We start from the raw sequence: 17,764 nt of genomic DNA, 5'->3' as shown, positions 1-17,764 counted from the left end.
CGTCGCGGCGGTCCGCTACCGTCGGAACGATGCGGACCCGCCACACGCTCGCCGTCGTTCTCACCGCTGCACTCGCAGCCGCGGGATGCGGCGCGAACGACACCTCCGATGTCTCGACCACCAGCGGAACGGATAACACCGCGACGTCCGAGTCGAGGACCGCCACCTCGTCCGCGGAGGCCCTTCCAGCTGCGCCACCGGCGTGCGGCGACGATCTGCTCGCCTCGCTCACGGGCAGGCAGAAGCTTGCGCAGTTGCTCAATGTGGGAGTCACCGGAGCGGACGACGCACGTGCGGCGGTGCAGTCCGAACAGATCGGCGGCATCTTCATCGGTAGCTGGACCGACCCCGCAATGCTCGCCGAACGGCAGGTTCAGGGTGTCGCGGCGCAGAGCACGCTGCCGTTGATGGTCACCATCGACGAGGAGGGCGGACGGGTGTCGCGTGTCGGGGCACTGCTCGGCACCGATCCGTCGGCGCGCGTCACCGCCGAGACCATGACGGTCGAGCAGACCTATCAGATGGCACTCGAGCGTGGACGGGAGCTGCGCGAGCTCGGTATCACCGTCAACTTCGCTCCCGACGTCGACGTGAGCAGTCAGCCCGACGACTCGGTCATCGGCGACCGTTCGTATTCGTCCGACCCGCAGGTGGTCGTCGAGTACGCCGGCGCCTACGCGCAGGGTCTCCGCGATGCGGGCATCATGCCGGTGCTCAAGCATTTCCCGGGCCACGGGTCGGCGTCGGGGGATTCGCACACCGGTGCTGTCACTGCTCCGCCGCTCGAGCAGCTGGAGCAGAGCGATCTCGTGCCCTACCGGGCACTGGTCGCGCCCGATGTCGCCGTCATGCTCGGGCACCTCGATGTTCCGGGACTGACGGGCGGGTTGCCGGCCAGCATCAGCCCGGAAGCGGTGGAGCTGTTGCGGTCGGGCTCGTACGGAGCACCCGAGTTCGACGGGGTGATCTTCACCGACGATCTGTCGGGGATGCGGGCGATCACCGACACCTACGACATCACCGAAGCGGTCGAGGCTGCGCTGGTGGCCGGCGTCGACCAGGCGCTGTGGCTGACCACGGACGAGGTCCCCGAGGTCCTCGACCACCTCGAGGACGCCGTGGCGGCGGGGGAACTGCCGCAGTCGCGGGTGGACGACGCCGTCCGTACGGTCGCTCGGGCCAAGGGCGCCCTGGACTGCTGATACGCATGTTCGCGCCTGTGCGCAGACTTCCCTACCGTAGAGTAAGAAACCGATTCGAGGAGGTGGGGAGGGTCGATGGCCGGCGGAACCAAACGATTGCCGCGCGCGGTGCGGGAGCAGCAGATGCTCGATGCCGCGGTGGACGTTTTCTCCGAGAACGGTTTCCACGACACCTCCATGGATGCGATCGCAGCACGGGCATCGATCTCGAAACCGATGCTCTACCTCTATTACGGCTCGAAGGACGAGTTGTTCGCCGCGTGCATCAGCCGCGAGGGGCAGCGTTTCGTCGAAGCGCTCACCCCGGCCGGCGATCCGTCGCTGTCGCCGCGTGAGCAACTGCGGGTCGCGCTCGAGTCGTTCCTCGGCTTCGTCGACCAGCACCGCAGTTCGTGGATGGTGCTCTACCGCCAGGCGCTTGCGCAACAGGTCTTCGCAGGACAGGTGCGGGGCAGCCGGGATCGGCTCATCGAACTCACCGCACATCTGCTCGAGTCGAGCACCCGGGACCCCGAACCGGGGACGGACTTCACGATCATGGCTGTCGCGCTGGTCGGTGCGGGAGAAGCGGTAGCCGACCGGATCGCGGGGGGCGAGATCGACGTCGCGAAGGCCGCCGAACTCCTCGACAACCTGGCGTGGCGCGGTCTCGCGGGCAGAAAACGCTCGGATCCGCCGGGCTGAAACACCGCCGGATGTCGGAGGGCAGGTGCCGGGACGCCCCCATCGCGTCCCGGAACCTGCCCTCCGATCGTCAGCGCAGTGTTGCGGTGAGGTGTGGGTAGAGCTTCTTCGGATGGCGAAGCGCGATATCCCAGCCGTCGGCGTCGCGCCGCGCGTAGAGATTCACGGTCGCCGGAAGAAGTACCGGTTTACCGAATTTCACCGCGTAGGTCACTGCTCCGGGGACCTTGCCCTCGACGGCGCGTAATGCTGCCGCCGCACTCCACATTCCGTGGGCGATGGTCTTCGGGAAGCCGAAGGCCTTGGCGCCCAGGGTCGAAACGTGGATCGGATTCCGGTCTCCGGATACCGCAGCATACCGGGAGATGACCTTCTGATCCACCCTCAGTGTGGAAGTCGGGACCGGCGGAATTTCCACCTCCGGTGGGTCCTGCCTGGGCTGCCCCGACAGTGAAGTCCGTTGCTGATGAAGGAACGTGGAGGTCTGGCGCCACACCGGTTCCCTGCCGACCGCGACCTCGCTCACCACGTCGACCAGCAGACCCTTGCGGTGTTCGCGCATGTTCTCCGCGTGTACCCGCACGTCGAGCGGTTCGGTGACGGAGATGGGCCGGTACTGTTCGATCACGTTCTCGGCGTGTACCGAGCCGACGGCTGCGAACGGAAACCCTTTGGACACCATGAGTTTCATGACCACCGGGAAGGTGAGCATGAACGGGTAGGTGAGCGGCAGGGTGTCGCCGAACGTCAGCCCGCACACCTTGGTGTACTCGGCGAGGTTGTCCGAATCCACACGCAGTCCACGCAGGACGAGCGTGTCGTCGGGCAGCGTGTCGCCCTTGGCTCCCACGACCGGAAGTGCCGACAGCACAGCGCGGCCGTAGACGCCGAGAACCGAAGGGCTCGAATCGAGTTCGATGACCGCCATCAGGCCCCCAGCATGGACTGACCGCACACGCGGACGACCTGGCCGGTCACGGCGCTCGACGCGGGGCTCGCGAACCACGCCACGGTTTCCGCGACGTCGACCGTCTCGCCACCCTGCTGCAACGAACTCATCAGTCGTCCGCCTTCGCGGGTCGCGACCGGGATGGCCGCGGTCATCGCGGTCTCGATGAAGCCCGGGGCGACGGCGTTGATCGTGATGTTCTTCTCGGCGAGGACCGGAGCGGTGGCCTGGACCAGTCCGATGACCCCGGCTTTGGACGCACCGTAGTTGGTCTGGCCACGATTGCCGGCGATCCCCGCGATCGAGGAGACATCCACGACGCGGCCGCCCTCCTTGAGCGCGCCCTTCTCGACCAGGACATCGGTGATCTTCTGGGGTGCAACGAGATTGACGCCTATGACGGCGTTCCACCGGGCGTCGTCCATGTTCGCGAGCAGCTTGTCGCGGGTGATGCCCGCGTTGTGCACGATGATGTCCGCTCCGCCGTGGCGTTCGAGAAGGTGCGCCGCGAGCTTGTCGCCTGCGTCGGGCGCGGTCACGTCGAGGGCGAGCGCAGTGCCGCCGACCTTGTTGGCGGTCTGCGCGAGTGCTTCCCCGGCCGCGGGGACGTCTGCCGCGACAACCGTGGCGCCGTCGCGCGCAAGGACCTCCGCGATGGTGGCGCCGATGCCGCGCGCCGCACCGGTGACGACGGCGACCTTTCCGGCGAGGGGCTTGTCCCACGACGCCGGAGCGGTCGCGTCGCCGTCTCCGATGCGGATGACCTGACCGTCGACGAAGGCGGATTTCGCCGAGAGCAGGAACCGCAGGGTCGATTCGGCGCCGGACAGTCCGGTCGACGCCTTGGGCGAGACGTAGACGAGTTGGGCGGTCGCACCGCGGCGAAGCTCTTTCGCGAGGCTGCGGGTGAATCCTTCGAGCGCGCGCTGCGCGATGCGTTCGTCCACCGACGACGCGTCCTCGGGCGTGGTGCCGAGAACGACGACGCGTCCGCTCGGGGCCACGTTTCGGATCGCGGGCTGGAAGAAGGTGAAGAGCTGTTCGAGGCCCGCGGAGTCGGTGATGCCCGTAGCGTCGAAGACGAGTCCGCCGAACGACGTGTCGGCGGGGTCGGCGATCGGGTAGTCACTCAGCAGCGACCGGATCGGCTCGATCAGCCGGCCGTTGCCACCGACGAGGAGCGGCCCGGGGAGTGCGGGTTCGCCGGGCTGGTAACGCCTGAGCTTCTCCGGCTGCGGCAGGCCGAACTGCTTGGCGAGGAAAGATCCGGGTGCGGACGAGATGAGCTGGGCGTAGAGCTTCGGAGCGCCCTTGGCTTCTGCCACGGTTCCACCTTCTTCTTTTCGGTCGTCGATGCAGTGGTCGACAACAAACTTACCCGTGAGTAAGAATAGTAACCAGAATTCGAGTCCATCTGAATCCGGGAGACACCAGTGACCACCAAAGCCCGTTCCACGCAACAGCGCCGTGTCGCCGTCCTCGGGGGCAACCGGATCCCGTTCGCACGGTCCGACCGCAAGTACGCGCGCGCATCGAACCAGGACATGTTCACCGCGACACTCGACGGCCTCGTCGGTCGCTTCAACCTCCAGGGCGAACGCCTCGGCGCAGTCGTCGGTGGCGCCGTTCTCAAACACAGCCGTGACTTCAACCTCGTCCGGGAGTCGGTCCTGGGCAGCGCACTCAGCCCGTACACGCCCGCATGGGACCTCCAGCAGGCCTGCGGCACGGGTCTGCAGTCGATCATCTCGGTGGGAGACGCGATCGCCGCCGGCCGCATCGAGGCCGGCATCGGCGGTGGCGTCGACACCACCTCCGACGCACCCATCGCCGTGAGCAACGAACTCCGCGAATTCCTGCTCTCGCTGAACCGGGCACGCGGCACCGGAGCACGCGCCAAGCTGCTCGGCAACGTCCGTCCGTCGATGCTCGGCATCGAGATCCCCCGCAACGGCGAGCCCCGCACCGGTCTGTCGATGGGCGAGCACGCCGCGATCACCGCCAAGGAATTCGGAATCCGGCGCGAGGATCAGGACGAACTGGCCGTCGCGAGCCACCGCAACATGGCCGCGGCCTACGATCGCGGATTCTTCGACGATCTCGTCACCCCGTTCCTCGGCCTCACCCGCGACGACAATCTGCGGCCTGATTCCTCGGTCGAGAAGCTGTCGACGCTGAAGCCGGTGTTCGGGAAGAAGCTCGGCGACGCCACCATGACGGCGGGTAACTCCACTCCTCTCACCGACGGCGCTTCCGCGGCGCTTCTGTCCAGCGAGGAGTGGGCGGCGGAACGGAAGCTTCCGGTGCTGGCGTACCTGGTGGACTCCGAGACCGCCGCGGTCGACTACATCCACGGCGGCGACGGCCTGCTCATGGCTCCCACCTATGCAATTCCGCGTCTGCTGCAGCGCAACGGGCTGACGTTGCAGGATTTCGACTTCTACGAGATCCACGAGGCATTCGCATCCGTGGTGCTCGCCACGCTGCAGGCGTTCGAGTCGGAGGATTACTGCAAGGGCAAGCTCGGACTCGACGCACCCCTCGGATCGATCGACCGCACCAAGCTCAACGTCAACGGTTCTTCACTCGCGGCCGGGCATCCGTTCGCGGCGACCGGTGGACGCATCGTGGCGGCGCTCGCCAAGATGCTGCACGAAAAGAAGCAGGAGACCGGGCAGCCGGTCCGCGGCCTCATCTCCATCTGCGCTGCCGGTGGCCAAGGGGTGACCGCAATTCTCGAGGCGTAGACCACACCGAACGAAAAAAATCCGGTAGGTCTGTAACGCCTCGGCGAGCACAGCGATAGACCGGTCGACCCCGTGTTGCTGCCTGACCCCCGACCTGGTAGCAACACGGGGTTTCTGCATTCCGGCCGCAGCACGGTGAAACCGGGGAACTACTCTGGGTGTGGTAACCGGCGCACGGGGTTTCCGTCCCGGCGCGCCCAGTTGGTGAAGGGATTTGGGTGAGCGGCACACACGGGACCGACGGCTCCGAACACGAGAACGACGACGTTCGACCGGCCGAGCCCGATTCGCGGGGTTCGTCGGCAGGCGAGGCAGACAGTTCGTCGGCTCCGACCGAGCAGTTCGCTGCTTTTTCGGCGCCGCGGGTCCCGGAGACTCCCCGTGAAGAGCCTGCCGACCCCGGCACCGAGCCGCCGGAGCCTGAGAAGCCGCAGTCCGGCACGCCCCACTCCGGGACGCCGCAGCCCGAGACGGCAAAACTCGAGACCGCGCGCCCCGAAACACCGCGCCCCGAGACACCGCGCCCCGAGACCGCACGTTCCGAGACGGACCCGTCCGAAGCGGCCACGGCGGTGATTCCGGTGGTGACGCAATCCGGTCGCGAAGACGCGTCCACCGCCCGTATCCACCGCTCGTCGGATGCCTCGTCCGCGAAGCCCGCCGGAAGTACACCGCTGCCTTCGTCGGCTCCGGATTCCCGCAACGCGCCGCCCCCGGCATCGCCTCCCACACCGCCGCCGGGTTCACCGCCCCCGGTCGCGCCTCCGCCCGGTGGCAACTCCGGATCGTCCGGCGACGGATCGGGCTCCTGGTGGTCGGGCGTGCCCAAGCGCACGGTCGCGCTGGTCGTCGGCGGAGTCGTCGCCTTGCTCGCCGTGCTGTACGTCGCAGACCTCGCGGTCAGTTCCGGCAAGGTGCCGCGCGGCGTCACCGTTGCCGGCATCGAGATCGGCGGGGAGTCGCTCGACGAGGCCGAAGCGCACCTGCGTCAGGTGCTCAGCGAGCGCCTCGACGAGCCCGTCCCGGTTGTCGCCGGGGAGACGAGCGGGGAAATCGTGCCTGCTCAGGCGGGGATCGGTATCGATTGGGATGCGACGCTCGACCGCGTCGGATCGCAGCCTCTGAACCCCTTCACGAGATTGGCCTCGTTCTTCGGCGACGAGGAGATCGGCGTCGTCTCCACCCGAGACGACGCAACGCTCGCCGTTGCCATCGACGAGTTCACGGCGGCCGCCGCGTATTCGCCTCGCGAGGGCAACATCGTGTTCGAGGGCGGTACCCCCGTCCCCGTCACCCCGCAGCCCGGTCAGCGCGTAGATGTCGCTACCGCATCCGACGTGTTCGCCGAGCGCTGGGCATTCGGTGAAGTGTCGCTGCCGGTCGAGCAGGTCGATGTCACGGTCACGCGTGAAGGCCTGGACCGCGCCCTCGCCGACATCGCCGTTCCGGCGGTCTCCGCCGACCTCGTCGTGCGCGGCAAGGACGGGACGCCGGCGACCCTCGCTCGCGACCAGATCGGTGCGGTGCTGTCGTTCGTGCCGGACGGCAAAGGCGGATTGACGCCGGAATACCATCCCGAGGCGGCAGTCGAGATTCTCGCGCCTCAGCTCCGGCCGACGGAAACCGAGCCCCGCGACGCCCGGATCGAGATCCAGGGCGGACGTCCCGCGGTGGTGCCCGGTGTGAAGGGCGAACTCGTCGACTGGGCCAAGACCCTCGAAACGTTCCCCGAACTGCTCGCCGTCACCGACGACCGGGTCGTCGAGGCGGTCTATCAGACCGTGGACCCTGCGCTCACCACCGAGGCAGCCGAGAAGCTCGGCATCAACGAGGTCATCGGGGAGTACACGACCGGCGGTTTCGAATACGCGTCCGGTGTCAACATCCGCCTGGCCGCCGCGGAGATCAACGGTGCGGTCCTGAAACCGGGAGAGACCTTCTCCCTCAACGGGTACACCGGCCCCCGCGGCGCAGCGGAGGGCTACGTCGAATCGGGCATCATCGAGGCGGGACGCCCCGGCAAAGCGGTCGGCGGTGGCATCAGCCAGCTGGCGACCACGCTCTACAACGCGTCCTACTTCGCAGGCATGGAGGACGTCGCCCACACCGAGCACAGCTACTACATCTCCCGCTATCCCGCCGCCCGTGAGGCCACTGTCTTCGAGGGTGCGATCGACCTGCAGTTCCGCAATCCGTTCGAGACGGGCGTGCTCATCCAGACGATCACCACCGGTTCCGACGTCACCGTGCGTCTGTGGGGGACCAAGACCGTGGACGTGCAGTCGATCACGGGTGAGCGCACGAACTTCACCACGCCGAACACCATCACGTTGCCTGCCGGCCCCGGCTGCATCGCGTCGAGCGGAGCCCAGGGATTCACGGTCTCCGACACTCGTGTCGTGACCGACGCAAAGACGGGTGCGCAGATTTCGAACACGACGCGGACGGTGCGCTACGACCCGGTGCCGATCGTCAAGTGCGTCGAGCCCGACGACAAGGACGGTGCGGACTCCGAAGGTGATCAGGGCGCGGGAGGCGACGCGCCCGCTCCGGCGAGCCCGGCGCCGGCGCCCGCGTCGTCGACGCCCGCGAGCGCTCCGGCCGGTGAAGCACCGGCGCAGGCGCCCGCGGAGGGCACCGCGTCCGATGCGGCCGACCCGATCGCGGAGCCGGAAGCCGCGGCGCCCGCGCGGAGACAGCCCGAGTCCGTGACTGCACCCGGGAACTGAGATTCGGCCGGTCCCGCTGAGCGAGATTCCACGTCGGGGAGTGTGACGCCGCTCATAGCCTCGGCGGCATGACCACACACATCAGCGCGGAGTCGTCGGCCGGCGAGCTTCTCGCAGATCAGCAGGCCGAGTTCCGTTCTCAGCGGACGAGTTCTCCCGGGGAACGCCGGGCCCGCATCCAGCGGGTGATCGACATGCTCGTCGCCCGCTGCGACGAACTGGTCGAGGCGATCGACGCCGACTTCGGTGGACGTCATCCGGGCTACACGACCGTCAACGACGTGCTCGGCTCGGTGACCGCTCTGAAGTACGCGCGCGATCACCTCGACGGCTGGATGCAGCCGGAGCAGCGGACGGTGTTCGCGCCGTACGACCAACTCGGTGCTACCGCTGCGATCCATTACCAGCCCAAGGGCTCGGTCGCGATCATCGGAACGTGGAACGCTCCGGTCTACACCCTGATGGGCCCACTCGCCGGTGTCCTCGCAGCCGGCAACCGCGCGGTGCTCAAACCGTCCGAGGTGGTCCCGCGCACCGCGCAGGTGCTGGCCGAGGCGACCGCCGAGTTCCTCGATCCCGTGGACGTCGCGGTGGTCACCGGTGGCCCGGATGTCGCGCGGTCCCTCACGTCGCTGCCCTTCGACCACATCGTCTTCACCGGTGGTGTGGCCGCCGGTCGCTCGGTGCTCGAGAACGCTGCCCGCAACCTCGTCCCGGTGACCCTGGAACTGGGCGGGAAGTCGCCGGTGATCATCGGGCGCTCGGCCGACCTCGACACGGCGGCGTTCCGTATCGCGGTTGCCAAGGCCACCAACGGCGGTCAGCTCTGCGTCAACGCCGACACCGTGTACGTGCCCGCCGAATCCCTCGAGTCGTTTGTTTCGGCGATAACCCGGTCCTACGCGGAGTTGCTGCCCACGGTGGCCGGAAATCCGGACGCCACCGCGATCGTCGATGACCGGCATGCCGCACGGATCGACGGATACGTCAGCGAGGCAGCAGGACTGGGCGCACGAGTCGAGGTGGCTCCGGACGAGCCGATCAGCACCGAGGAACGCCGTCGGCCGCTGCGCTTGGTGCTCGACCCGCCAGAGTCTGCGGCGATCTCGCGGGAAGAGATCTTCGGACCCGCCCTGGTGGTGCGGACATACGACGATCTCACGCACGTCCTCGACACCGTCAACTCGGGTCCGAAACCCTTGGCGCTGTACTACTTCGGGAGGGACGCCGACGAGCAGCGGACCGTCGTCGACGGCACCACGTCCGGTGGCGTCACGATCAACGACGTGCTGATGCACGCGGGGATGCTCGACGCACCGTTCGGCGGTGTCGGTGAATCCGGGATGGGTCACTACAACGGTCGCGAAGGATTCCTCGAATTCAGCCACAGCCGAACAATTTTCGAGTCACCGGAACATGATCCGCGCCGCGAGTGGGGAATGTTGCCGCCGTACGGCGAGGGATACCGCGCCGCGATGGCGGCTCAGATCACCCCGTGACTGCCCGGCTACCCCACGCTCGCCCCCACCCCGAGGAGAACACCTGATGAAGACCCGTGGCGCGATTATCCGCACAGCACCCGGTACCTACGAGATCGCCGACCTCGAGTTGGACGAACCGCGCCACGGCGAACTGATGGTCCGGATGGTGGCCGCCGGGCTGTGTCATTCCGACGACCACATCGCCACCGGTGACCACGCGGTCGGCAGTTACCCCATCTGCGGCGGTCACGAGGGTGCCGGTGTGGTGGTGCAGGTCGGACCCGGCACCACGGGATGGAGCGAGGGCGACCATGTGGTGTTCTCGTTCCTGGCTGCGTGCGGACGGTGCCGCTGGTGCGCGAAAGGCCTCCAGAACCTGTGCGATCGAGGTGCGGCGATCATGACCGGCAGCCGCCCCGACGATCCGGCGAGCTTCCGGCTGAGCCTCGACGGCGTCGAGGTCGCACAGACGTGCGGCCTGTCCACGTTCAGCGAATACACCACCGTCAGCGTCGATTCCGCGATCAAGGTGGACAAGGATCTCCCGCTCGACAAGCTGTGCCTGCTCGGCTGCGGTGTCGGCACCGGATGGGGCGCGGCGGTCAACTCCGCAGAGGTGTATCCCGGGCAGACCGTCATCGTGCAGGGAATCGGCGGAATCGGCATCAACGCCGTGCAGGGAGCCGCGCACGCCGGAGCGGCCCACATCATCGCCGTCGACCCGGTGGAGTTCAAGCGCGAGAGTGCACTGCGGTTCGGTGCGACCCATGCCGTCGCGGGTATGACGGAGGCCACCGAGATCGCACGTTCGTACACCAACGGGCAGGGCGCCGACGCCGCGATCGTCACCGTGGGCGTGACAACCGGCGAGCACATCGCGGAGGCGTTCTCGTCGATCCGGAAGGCCGGCACCTGTGTGGTGACCGGTCTCGGGAAGATGACCGACTTCGGGATCCCTATCAGCGCCATGGAATTGGTGCTGTACCAGAAGCGACTCCAGGGCTCGTTGTTCGGCGCCTTCGCGCCGACCGCCGACATCCCTTGGATGATCGACCTCTACACCTCGGGCAAGCTCATGCTCGACGAGCTGGTGACGTCCACCTACAAGCTCGACGACATCGCCCAAGGCTTCACCGACATGCACGAGGGCAGGAATCTGCGCGGGGTGGTCGTGTTCTGATCGAGCGGTAACCGGACGACAGTGGCTCCCGCCGATAATCGGCGGGAGCCACTGTCGTCTCGTTGTGTCCTCGGGTGTTACGCCGGGATCAGAATGCGGCTTCGTCGAGCTCCATGATGTCGAGGTCGACATTGGCGATGACGTTGCGCGACGTGGTCAGCTGCGGCAGAACGTTCTTGGCGAAGAACGACGCTGCGGCGACCTTGCCTTCGTAGAAGGCCTTGTCCTTGGCGTCCGCACCGGCGTCGAGCGCGGTGAGTGCGATCTCGGCGTGCTCGAGCAGCAGCCAGCCGATCATCAGGTCACCGAAGGACTCGAGGAAGCGGACCGATCCGAGACCGACCTTGTACAGCTCGGTCGGCTGCTCCTGCGCACCCATGAGGAACTGGGTGAGCGTCGCGACCATGGCCTGCGTGTCGTCGAGGGCGGTGGCGAGCAGTGCACGCTCCGCCTTGAGACGGTCGTCGCCGCTCTCGCGCTCGAGGAACTTCTTGATCTGTCCGGCCACGTGGGCGAGAGCGACACCGCGATCGCGGGCGATCTTGCGGAAGAAGAAGTCCTGCGCCTGGATGGCGGTGGTGCCCTCGTACAGCGAGTCGATCTTCGCGTCGCGGATGTACTGCTCGATCGGGTAGTCCTGGAGGAAGCCGGAACCACCGAAGGTCTGCAGCGAGTCGGTCAGGTACTGGTAGGCCCGCTCCGAGCCACAGCCCTTGACGACCGGCAGAAGCAGGTCGTTGATGCGGTGGGCGAGGCCGGCGTCGGCGCCGGAGACCTGCTCGGCGACAACGTCGTCCTGGTGTGCGGCGGTGTAGAGGTACACGGCGCGCAGGCCCTCGGAGTACGCCTTCTGCATCGCGAGCGAGCGGCGCACGTCGGGGTGGTGCAGGATCGACACGCGCGGGGCGGTCTTGTCGGACATCTGGGTCAGGTCGGCGCCCTGGATGCGGTCCTTGGCGTACGCGAGTGCGTTCTGGTAGCCGGTCGACAGGGTGGCGATGGCCTTGGTGCCGACCATCATGCGAGCGTGCTCGATGACGTCGAACATCTGCGCGATGCCGTTGTGGACCTCACCGACGAGCCAGCCCTTGGCCGGGACGCCGTGGCCACCGAAGGTGAGCTCGCAGGTCGCGGAGGCCTTCAGACCCATCTTGTGCTCGACGTTGGTGACGAACACGCCGTTGCGGTCGCCCATCTCGCCCTTCTCGAAGTCGAAGTGGAACTTCGGGACGAAGAAGAGCGACAGGCCCTTGGTGCCGGGGCCGGCGCCCTCGGGGCGGGCGAGGACGAGGTGGAAGATGTTCTCGAACAGGTCGTCGGAGTCGGCCGAGGTGATGAAGCGCTTGACGCCCTCGATGTGCCACGAGCCGTCGTCCTGCTTGATCGCCTTGGTGCGGCCCGCGCCCACGTCGGATCCGGCGTCGGGCTCGGTGAGCACCATGGTGGCGCCCCAGCCGCGTTCGACACAGGTGGCGGCCCACTGCTTCTGCTCGTCGGTGCCGTTCTCGAACAGCACGCCGGCGAAGGCGGGACCTGCTGCGTACATGAATGCGGCGGGCTGCGCGCCGAGCATCATCTCGTTGACCGCCCACAGGAGCGCGCGCGGCGACTCGGTGCCGCCGAGCTCCTCAGGGATGCCCATGGACCAGTAGCCGGCATCCCACCACGCCCGGAACGCCTTCTTGAAGCCCTCGGGGATGGACACCGAGTGGGTCTCCGGGTCGAAGACCGGGGGAGTGCGGTCGGTTTCCGCGAAGGCCTCGGCAGCGGGACCCTCGGCGAGCGCCTTGACCTCGGAAAGGATGCCGCGCGAGGTCTCCTCGTCGAGGTCGCCGAACGCACCTGTTTCGAGGACCTTCTGAATCTGCAGGAACTCGAAGAGATTGAACTCGAGGTCGCGGAGGTTGCTCTTGTAATGGCCCATGTCTGATGTCTCCCGGGGGTGTGGTGCGGTCCAGTTGGATCAAGTACCGCCCAAGCTTATTACTCGTCGGTAACATCTCTATGTTACTCGTCGGGCAACTAACTTCCAAGACTGACTTTGCGTGCCACCACCAAGGCATCGACGGCAGTTCCCGCTTCCGTTTCGCGGTGCCTGCGTTCGGCAACCTCGATATCGAGTCGGCCGTCGATGTCGTTCACGACATCTGTTGGTGTGTAGAGGATCTCGGCATCCTTGGGGCCTCCGACTCCGTGCTGGAGATTTGTCGAGTCGTGGCCGAGAAATATGAGGATTCCGTCAGGTTTCAGCGAACTGATGGCTTTGTCGACGAGTGCTTTCCGTTGCGACGGAGGGAAATGCAGGAATACCGAGAGGATCAAGTCATACGTGCCGTCGAAGGTGTCGGAAATCACATCGGAGAGCTGATATCGCAACCGGTCGCGCGATCTCTTGGGCGCCTGCGCAGCGATTCGGCGGGCCTTGTCCAGCGCCACGGCCGAGAAGTCGGTGCCGACCACCTCCCAGCCGCGCGTCGCGAGCCACAACGAGTGGCGGCCCTCCCCGCAGCCGAGATCGAGCGCGCGCCCGTGCGGCAGCGACGTCGCGAACTCCACCACCACCGGGTTGGGCGGAGCGCCCCACACCAGTTCCGAGGATTCGTACCGGTCGTCCCAGTCCTGTGCGTCCATACCGGCACGGTAGCGACCGGGCGCGATACCGGCTCCGACGAGGTGCGATACCACTGGGCGCGGCCTGCCCGGACCCCGTGCTGTGACATTTTCGTAACCCGCGCTACCGTGTCTCGATGCGGCGCACTGATGAGCAGTGCCCGAGGAGGAGGAGTTCGCCTGATGGGTGCACAGATCGCCGTCCCCGCCACGCTGAGGAACAGCGCGCTTCTCGGGTTGGGTGTGCACAGGCCCGAGCGGGTCGTCACCAACGCGGAGATCTGTGAACAGATCGATTCCAGCGACGAGTGGATCCAGTCGCGATCCGGAATCAAGGAACGCCGTTTCGCGAAGGCGCACCCCGAAGAGACGATCGTGGACATGTCGGTCGATGCCGCCTCGAAGGCGCTCGACGCAGCCGGACTGAGCGGCCCGCAGATCGACACCGTCATCATCGCGACCTCCACCTACGGCTTCCAGACGCCGCAGGCCGCCGCGCTCGTCGCGGACCGCCTCGGTACCGGCGGCGCCGCCGCCCTCGACATCCAGGCCGGTTGCGCAGGCTTCTGTTACGCGTTGGGTGTCGCATCCGACCTGGTGCGCGCCGGGACCGCGGAGAAGGTGCTCGTCGTCGGCGTCGAGCGAATGAGCGACGCCACCGAACCCACCGACCGCTCCGTGCGATTCATCTTCGGTGACGGTGCGGGCGCGGTCGTCGTCGGTGCCTCCGACGAGGTCGGTGTCGGCCCCACGGTGTGGGGATCGGACGGCTCGCAGGGCAACGCCATCCGCCAGGAGCCCGACTGGGTCGACTTCGCCCAGAACCCGCAGCAGAAGCGTCCCTGGATCATCATGGAAGGCACCGCGGTGTTCCGCTGGGCAGCCTTCGAGATGAGCAAGTACGCCCGCCAGATCGCCGACAAGTCCGGGGTCGCTCTCGCCGACCTCGACGCATTCGTGCCGCACCAGGCGAACCTGCGGATCAACGACGTCATCGTCAAGCAGCTCGAGCTTCCCGAGTCCGTGCAGGTGGCCGACGACATCATCGAGACCGGCAACACCTCTGCCGCGTCGATCCCGCTGGCGATGGAGAAGATGCTGCGCACCGGTCAGGTCGAGGCGGGCAGCACTGCCCTTCTCCTCGCGTTCGGTGCCGGCCTGTCCTACGCCGGCCAGATCGTGAAGATGCCTCCGCTGGCGCAGTAGTACATGGCCCGTACAGGACAGCCGTCGATTCCTCGATGGCTGTGGATTCTGTGCTTCATCGCGGTCTCGATCGCGGTCGTCGTCCTCGAACCCGTCGTCACCGACGAGTCGGGGGCAGCGGAGCCGCCGGTGGGGATTGCCACGGGAGGCGACCCCACGGCGGTCCTCGCGGCGCTCTCGGCGCTGCCGGTACGCGCCGCCGATCCTCAGGACGGCTACAGCCGTGAGCTCTTCGGGCCCGCCTGGACCGACAACGTCACGGTCGGGTTCGGCCGCAACGGCTGCGACACCCGCAACGACATTCTCAAGCGCGACCTCGTCGACATCTCGCTCGAGCCCGCCACGAAGGACTGCACGGTCCGGACCGGCACCCTGCGGGATACGTACACGAACCTGGAGATCTTCTTCCGACGCGGTACCGACACGTCCTCCGCGGTGCAGATCGACCACATCGTGGCATTGTCCGACGCGTGGAAGAAGGGTGCGCGCCACCTCGACGACCAGGCGCGTCGCAACCTGGCCAACGATCCGCGCAATCTGCAGGCGGTCGACGGCCGTACCAACCAGTCCAAAGGCGACTCCGACGCTTCCGCCTGGCTGCCACCCAACGCGGGTTACCACTGCGACTACGTGGCGCGCCAGGTCGAGGTGAAGGTCGAGTACCGGCTGTGGGTCACCCCGGAAGAGCGCGACGCCATGGCCCGCGTTCTCTCGGCGTGCTGAAGCGGAGCGGTCACCTGGCGCGGAGGTTGATCGGCCCTCCGTCGTCGGGAAACGGCAGCGACGTGAAGTTCATCGGTGCGACGTAGTCGGCGGGTACGTCCCACTCGTACCGGAGCAGCAGGTGGTGCAGCACCGACTTGATCTCGGCGCCCGAGAAGTGCTGCCCGAGACAGCGGTGCACGCCACCGCCGAAAGGCGTCCACGCGTGGGGATGGACGCGGTCCTCCCGCCGTTCGGGAGCGAACCGCTCGGGGTCGAAACGTTCGGGATCCGGCCACAATTCGGCCATGTGGTGGCTGTAGTGGACACCGACGTTGACGAGCGTGCCCTTGGGAATGAAATGCCCCAGGATCTCGGTGTCGGCCCCTGCCCGGCGCACGACGCCGGGTACCGGCGTGACCAGGCGCTGGCACTCCTTGATCACCAGATCGAGCGCGGTGAGGTCGTCGAGTTGCGCGAAGCCGGGCGTCGCGGTGCCGAGCGCTTCGGATTCCTCGCGGCACCGCTCCTGCCACTCGGGGTACTGGCCGAGGTATTGCATCGCCGTCGAGAGCGTGATGGTGGAGGTGTCGTGTGCTGCCATCATCAGGAAGATCATGTGGTTGACGACGTCGTCGTCCGAGAACCGTTCCCCGTCCTCGGACTCCACGTGGCAGAAGACCGAGAAGATGTCGTTGCCCTCGGCTGCGCGCCGTGCGGGCAGGTAGCGGCGGAAGAACGCCTCGAGCCGCTTGCGTCCCTGGATGCCCTTGCGCCACCTGCTGCCGGGCAACGGATAGCGGACGATCGCGGTCGCCGCCTGTACGCACCCGATGAAGGCGCGGTTGACCTCCTGCATCTCCTGGTCCGACGAGCCCTCGGCGCCGCCCATGAAGATTTCGGTGGCCAGACTCAGGGTGAGTTCCTTGAGCGCGGGGTAGGCCCGGAAGCCGTCACCGGGGACCCAGGTGTCGAGCGTGCGTTCGATCGACGGATGCATCGCGTCGGTGTAGAGCGCGAGGCGGTCGCGCGTGAAGGCTTTCGCCATGATCCGGCGATGCGCGGTGTGCTCGTCGCCGTCCATGAGCATCAGTCCGCGGTCGAAGAAGGGGCCGATCAACGCGCGCCATCCCGGGCCGCTCTGCAGGGCGCGGTCGCGGTTCTGCAATGCCGCCCCCACGGCGTCGGGCCCGATGAGCACGACCCACGGGCGCCCGGCGAACCGGAACCACGACACGGGGCCGTGCCGGTGGAAACGCTTGTCGTAGGCCTTGATCGGGTCCCGCATGTAGTCCAGCGCGTAGCCGATGTACGGGAGTCCGCTGTCGCCGGGGACGGGCTCGAGACCGGGCGGCGGGGGAGCGAGCATCTTCGTCACGGGGTACATCTCCCGTCGGATCGGGATCTGACTCTGGCTGTGGTCAGATTACTGTAACCCGCATCACACCGAGTGTGGCGTTCGATCGACATCCGCGTGCGACCGCAGTACTCCGGGCACGCTCAGCCGGCCTGGTCGGAGGGGCGGAGAAGGATCTCGTTGATGGTCAGATGACGGGGACGGGTCAGCGCGAAGACGATCACGTCCGCGATGTCGGGTGGCTCCACCGTGGAGGCGTCGTAACCCTGTTGCACGACCTGCCGGGTCGCGTTGTCGGTGATGTGCGTCGGCAACTCGGTGTCGACGATTCCGGGCTCGATGAGCATCACGCGCACGTCGGGGTGCAGTTCCTGGCGCAGTGACTCGGACCAGCCGTTGATTCCCCACTTCGTGGCGGCATAGACACCGTTGGTGGGCCGGGCGGTACGTCCGGCAACCGAGGAGATGTTGACGAGGTCCCCGCCACCGTCCCGAAGCTGCTCGAGGAAGACCTCGGTGGTCGTGATGGCCCCGAGCAGGTTGACCTCGATCATCCTGCGGTAGTCGTCGTGAAACTTCGGCGAGAACGGTCCGAGCAGCATGACGCCCGCGTTGTTGATCAGGACGTCCGCTCCGCCGAACGCGTCCTGCACCCGCTGAGCAGCGGCGACGAGGGAATCGCGGTCGGTCACGTCGGCCCGGATCGCGAGCGCACCGCTGCCCAGGTCGGCCGCGAGAGCTTCGATCCGGGCGAGGCGACGTGCGAGCAGCGCGACGCGGAAGCCCGCGCCCGCGAGGGCACGTGCGGTCGCGGCACCGATGCCGGACGACGCGCCGGTTACCACCGCCACGCGGCCCGAGTTCGAGGATTCGGTCATGAATCGGTCCCTTCGTGGGTGACGCTTCCATCAGACCAC

At 67.2% G+C, this 17,764-nt stretch carries 14 protein-coding genes; 8 read left to right on the top strand and 6 right to left on the bottom strand.

Annotated elements, in window-relative coordinates:
• The first annotated feature begins 29 nt into the window (after positions 1 to 29).
• Together HF886_RS02660 and HF886_RS02655 are read left to right on the top strand one after the other, a co-directional pair.
• The gene (locus HF886_RS02660; RefSeq protein WP_169651474.1) at positions 30 to 1,202 is read left to right on the top strand and encodes a glycoside hydrolase family 3 N-terminal domain-containing protein; all 1,173 of its coding nucleotides are present in this window, start codon (positions 30 to 32) and stop codon (positions 1,200 to 1,202) included.
• Positions 1,203 to 1,277: 75 nt separating this feature from the next.
• Positions 1,278 to 1,886: a TetR/AcrR family transcriptional regulator gene (locus HF886_RS02655; RefSeq protein WP_169622149.1), complete on the top strand. Its 609-nt coding sequence runs from the start codon at positions 1,278 to 1,280 to the stop codon at positions 1,884 to 1,886.
• Positions 1,887 to 1,956: 70 nt separating this feature from the next.
• Here HF886_RS02655 and HF886_RS02650 read toward each other — a convergent pair whose 3' ends face one another.
• Positions 1,957 to 2,814, bottom strand: a complete 858-nt coding sequence (locus HF886_RS02650; protein WP_169622150.1) for a MaoC/PaaZ C-terminal domain-containing protein — start codon at positions 2,812 to 2,814, stop codon at positions 1,957 to 1,959.
• The gene (locus HF886_RS02645) at positions 2,814 to 4,160 is read right to left on the bottom strand and encodes a 3-oxoacyl-ACP reductase (RefSeq protein WP_169622151.1); all 1,347 of its coding nucleotides are present in this window, start codon (positions 4,158 to 4,160) and stop codon (positions 2,814 to 2,816) included. Before HF886_RS02645 ends, HF886_RS02650 begins: the two co-directional genes overlap by 1 nt.
• Positions 4,161 to 4,268: 108 nt before the next feature.
• Between HF886_RS02645 and HF886_RS02640 the strand changes: the two genes are divergently transcribed.
• From HF886_RS02640 to HF886_RS02625, 4 genes are all read left to right on the top strand, one after another.
• Positions 4,269 to 5,582, top strand: coding sequence for an acetyl-CoA C-acetyltransferase (locus tag HF886_RS02640; RefSeq protein WP_169651473.1), 1,314 nt, complete (start codon positions 4,269 to 4,271; stop codon positions 5,580 to 5,582).
• Between the two features lie 218 nt (positions 5,583 to 5,800).
• Positions 5,801 to 8,311 carry a VanW family protein gene (locus tag HF886_RS02635; protein WP_169651472.1) on the top strand — a complete coding sequence of 837 codons (2,511 nt, stop codon included), beginning with the start codon at positions 5,801 to 5,803 and terminating at the stop codon, positions 8,309 to 8,311.
• Positions 8,312 to 8,379: 68 nt separating this feature from the next.
• The gene (locus HF886_RS02630; protein ID WP_169651471.1) at positions 8,380 to 9,810 is read left to right on the top strand and encodes an aldehyde dehydrogenase family protein; all 1,431 of its coding nucleotides are present in this window, start codon (positions 8,380 to 8,382) and stop codon (positions 9,808 to 9,810) included.
• 46 nt (positions 9,811 to 9,856) lie between these two features.
• Entirely contained in the window at positions 9,857 to 10,972 is a 1,116-nt protein-coding gene (locus HF886_RS02625; RefSeq protein WP_169651470.1) for an NDMA-dependent alcohol dehydrogenase, read from the top strand.
• Positions 10,973 to 11,060: 88 nt separating this feature from the next.
• On the opposite strand, the gene HF886_RS02620 is transcribed toward HF886_RS02625, so the two are convergent.
• On the bottom strand, positions 11,061 to 12,896 hold the full coding sequence (locus HF886_RS02620) for an acyl-CoA dehydrogenase (protein WP_169622156.1): 1,836 nt from the start codon (positions 12,894 to 12,896) through the stop codon (positions 11,061 to 11,063).
• Between the two features lie 98 nt (positions 12,897 to 12,994).
• Complete coding sequence (locus tag HF886_RS02615) at positions 12,995 to 13,603, bottom strand: class I SAM-dependent methyltransferase (protein ID WP_169651469.1); 609 nt, start codon at positions 13,601 to 13,603, stop codon at positions 12,995 to 12,997.
• Positions 13,604 to 13,765: 162 nt separating this feature from the next.
• Here HF886_RS02615 and HF886_RS02610 point away from each other — a divergent pair, with 162 nt between their 5' ends.
• Positions 13,766 to 14,788: a beta-ketoacyl-ACP synthase III gene (locus HF886_RS02610; protein WP_169622158.1), complete on the top strand. Its 1,023-nt coding sequence runs from the start codon at positions 13,766 to 13,768 to the stop codon at positions 14,786 to 14,788.
• Positions 14,789 to 14,791: 3 nt separating this feature from the next.
• Entirely contained in the window at positions 14,792 to 15,511 is a 720-nt protein-coding gene (locus HF886_RS02605; protein WP_169622159.1) for an HNH endonuclease family protein, read from the top strand.
• 10 nt (positions 15,512 to 15,521) lie between these two features.
• Here HF886_RS02605 and HF886_RS02600 read toward each other — a convergent pair whose 3' ends face one another.
• Complete coding sequence (locus HF886_RS02600) at positions 15,522 to 16,868, bottom strand: cytochrome P450 (protein ID WP_169651468.1); 1,347 nt, start codon at positions 16,866 to 16,868, stop codon at positions 15,522 to 15,524.
• Positions 16,869 to 16,990: 122 nt separating this feature from the next.
• Complete coding sequence (locus HF886_RS02595) at positions 16,991 to 17,725, bottom strand: SDR family oxidoreductase (RefSeq protein WP_169651467.1); 735 nt, start codon at positions 17,723 to 17,725, stop codon at positions 16,991 to 16,993.
• Between the last annotated feature and the right edge of the window lie 39 nt (positions 17,726 to 17,764).

Source organism: Rhodococcus sp. 105337, assembly GCF_012844225.1.
GTDB lineage: Bacteria > Actinomycetota > Actinomycetes > Mycobacteriales > Mycobacteriaceae > Rhodococcus.
The sequence above is the reverse complement of the archived record's forward strand: the minus strand, read 5'-3'. Positions and strand labels throughout refer to the sequence as shown.

Bases quoted from the DNA above. Each gene is read 5' to 3' on its own strand.
- HF886_RS02660 (WP_169651474.1), top strand. From the start codon at position 30: ATGCGGACCCGCCACACGCTCGCCGTCGTTCTCACCGCTGCACTCGCA.
- HF886_RS02655 (WP_169622149.1), top strand. From the start codon at position 1,278: ATGGCCGGCGGAACCAAACGATTGCCGCGCGCGGTGCGGGAGCAGCAG.
- HF886_RS02650 (WP_169622150.1), bottom strand. From the start codon at position 2,814: ATGGCGGTCATCGAACTCGATTCGAGCCCTTCGGTTCTCGGCGTCTAC.
- HF886_RS02630 (WP_169651471.1), top strand. From the start codon at position 8,380: ATGACCACACACATCAGCGCGGAGTCGTCGGCCGGCGAGCTTCTCGCA.
- HF886_RS02625 (WP_169651470.1), top strand. From the start codon at position 9,857: ATGAAGACCCGTGGCGCGATTATCCGCACAGCACCCGGTACCTACGAG.
- HF886_RS02620 (WP_169622156.1), bottom strand. From the start codon at position 12,896: ATGGGCCATTACAAGAGCAACCTCCGCGACCTCGAGTTCAATCTCTTC.
- HF886_RS02615 (WP_169651469.1), bottom strand. From the start codon at position 13,603: ATGGACGCACAGGACTGGGACGACCGGTACGAATCCTCGGAACTGGTG.
- HF886_RS02610 (WP_169622158.1), top strand. From the start codon at position 13,766: ATGGGTGCACAGATCGCCGTCCCCGCCACGCTGAGGAACAGCGCGCTT.
- HF886_RS02605 (WP_169622159.1), top strand. From the start codon at position 14,792: ATGGCCCGTACAGGACAGCCGTCGATTCCTCGATGGCTGTGGATTCTG.
- HF886_RS02595 (WP_169651467.1), bottom strand. From the start codon at position 17,725: ATGACCGAATCCTCGAACTCGGGCCGCGTGGCGGTGGTAACCGGCGCG.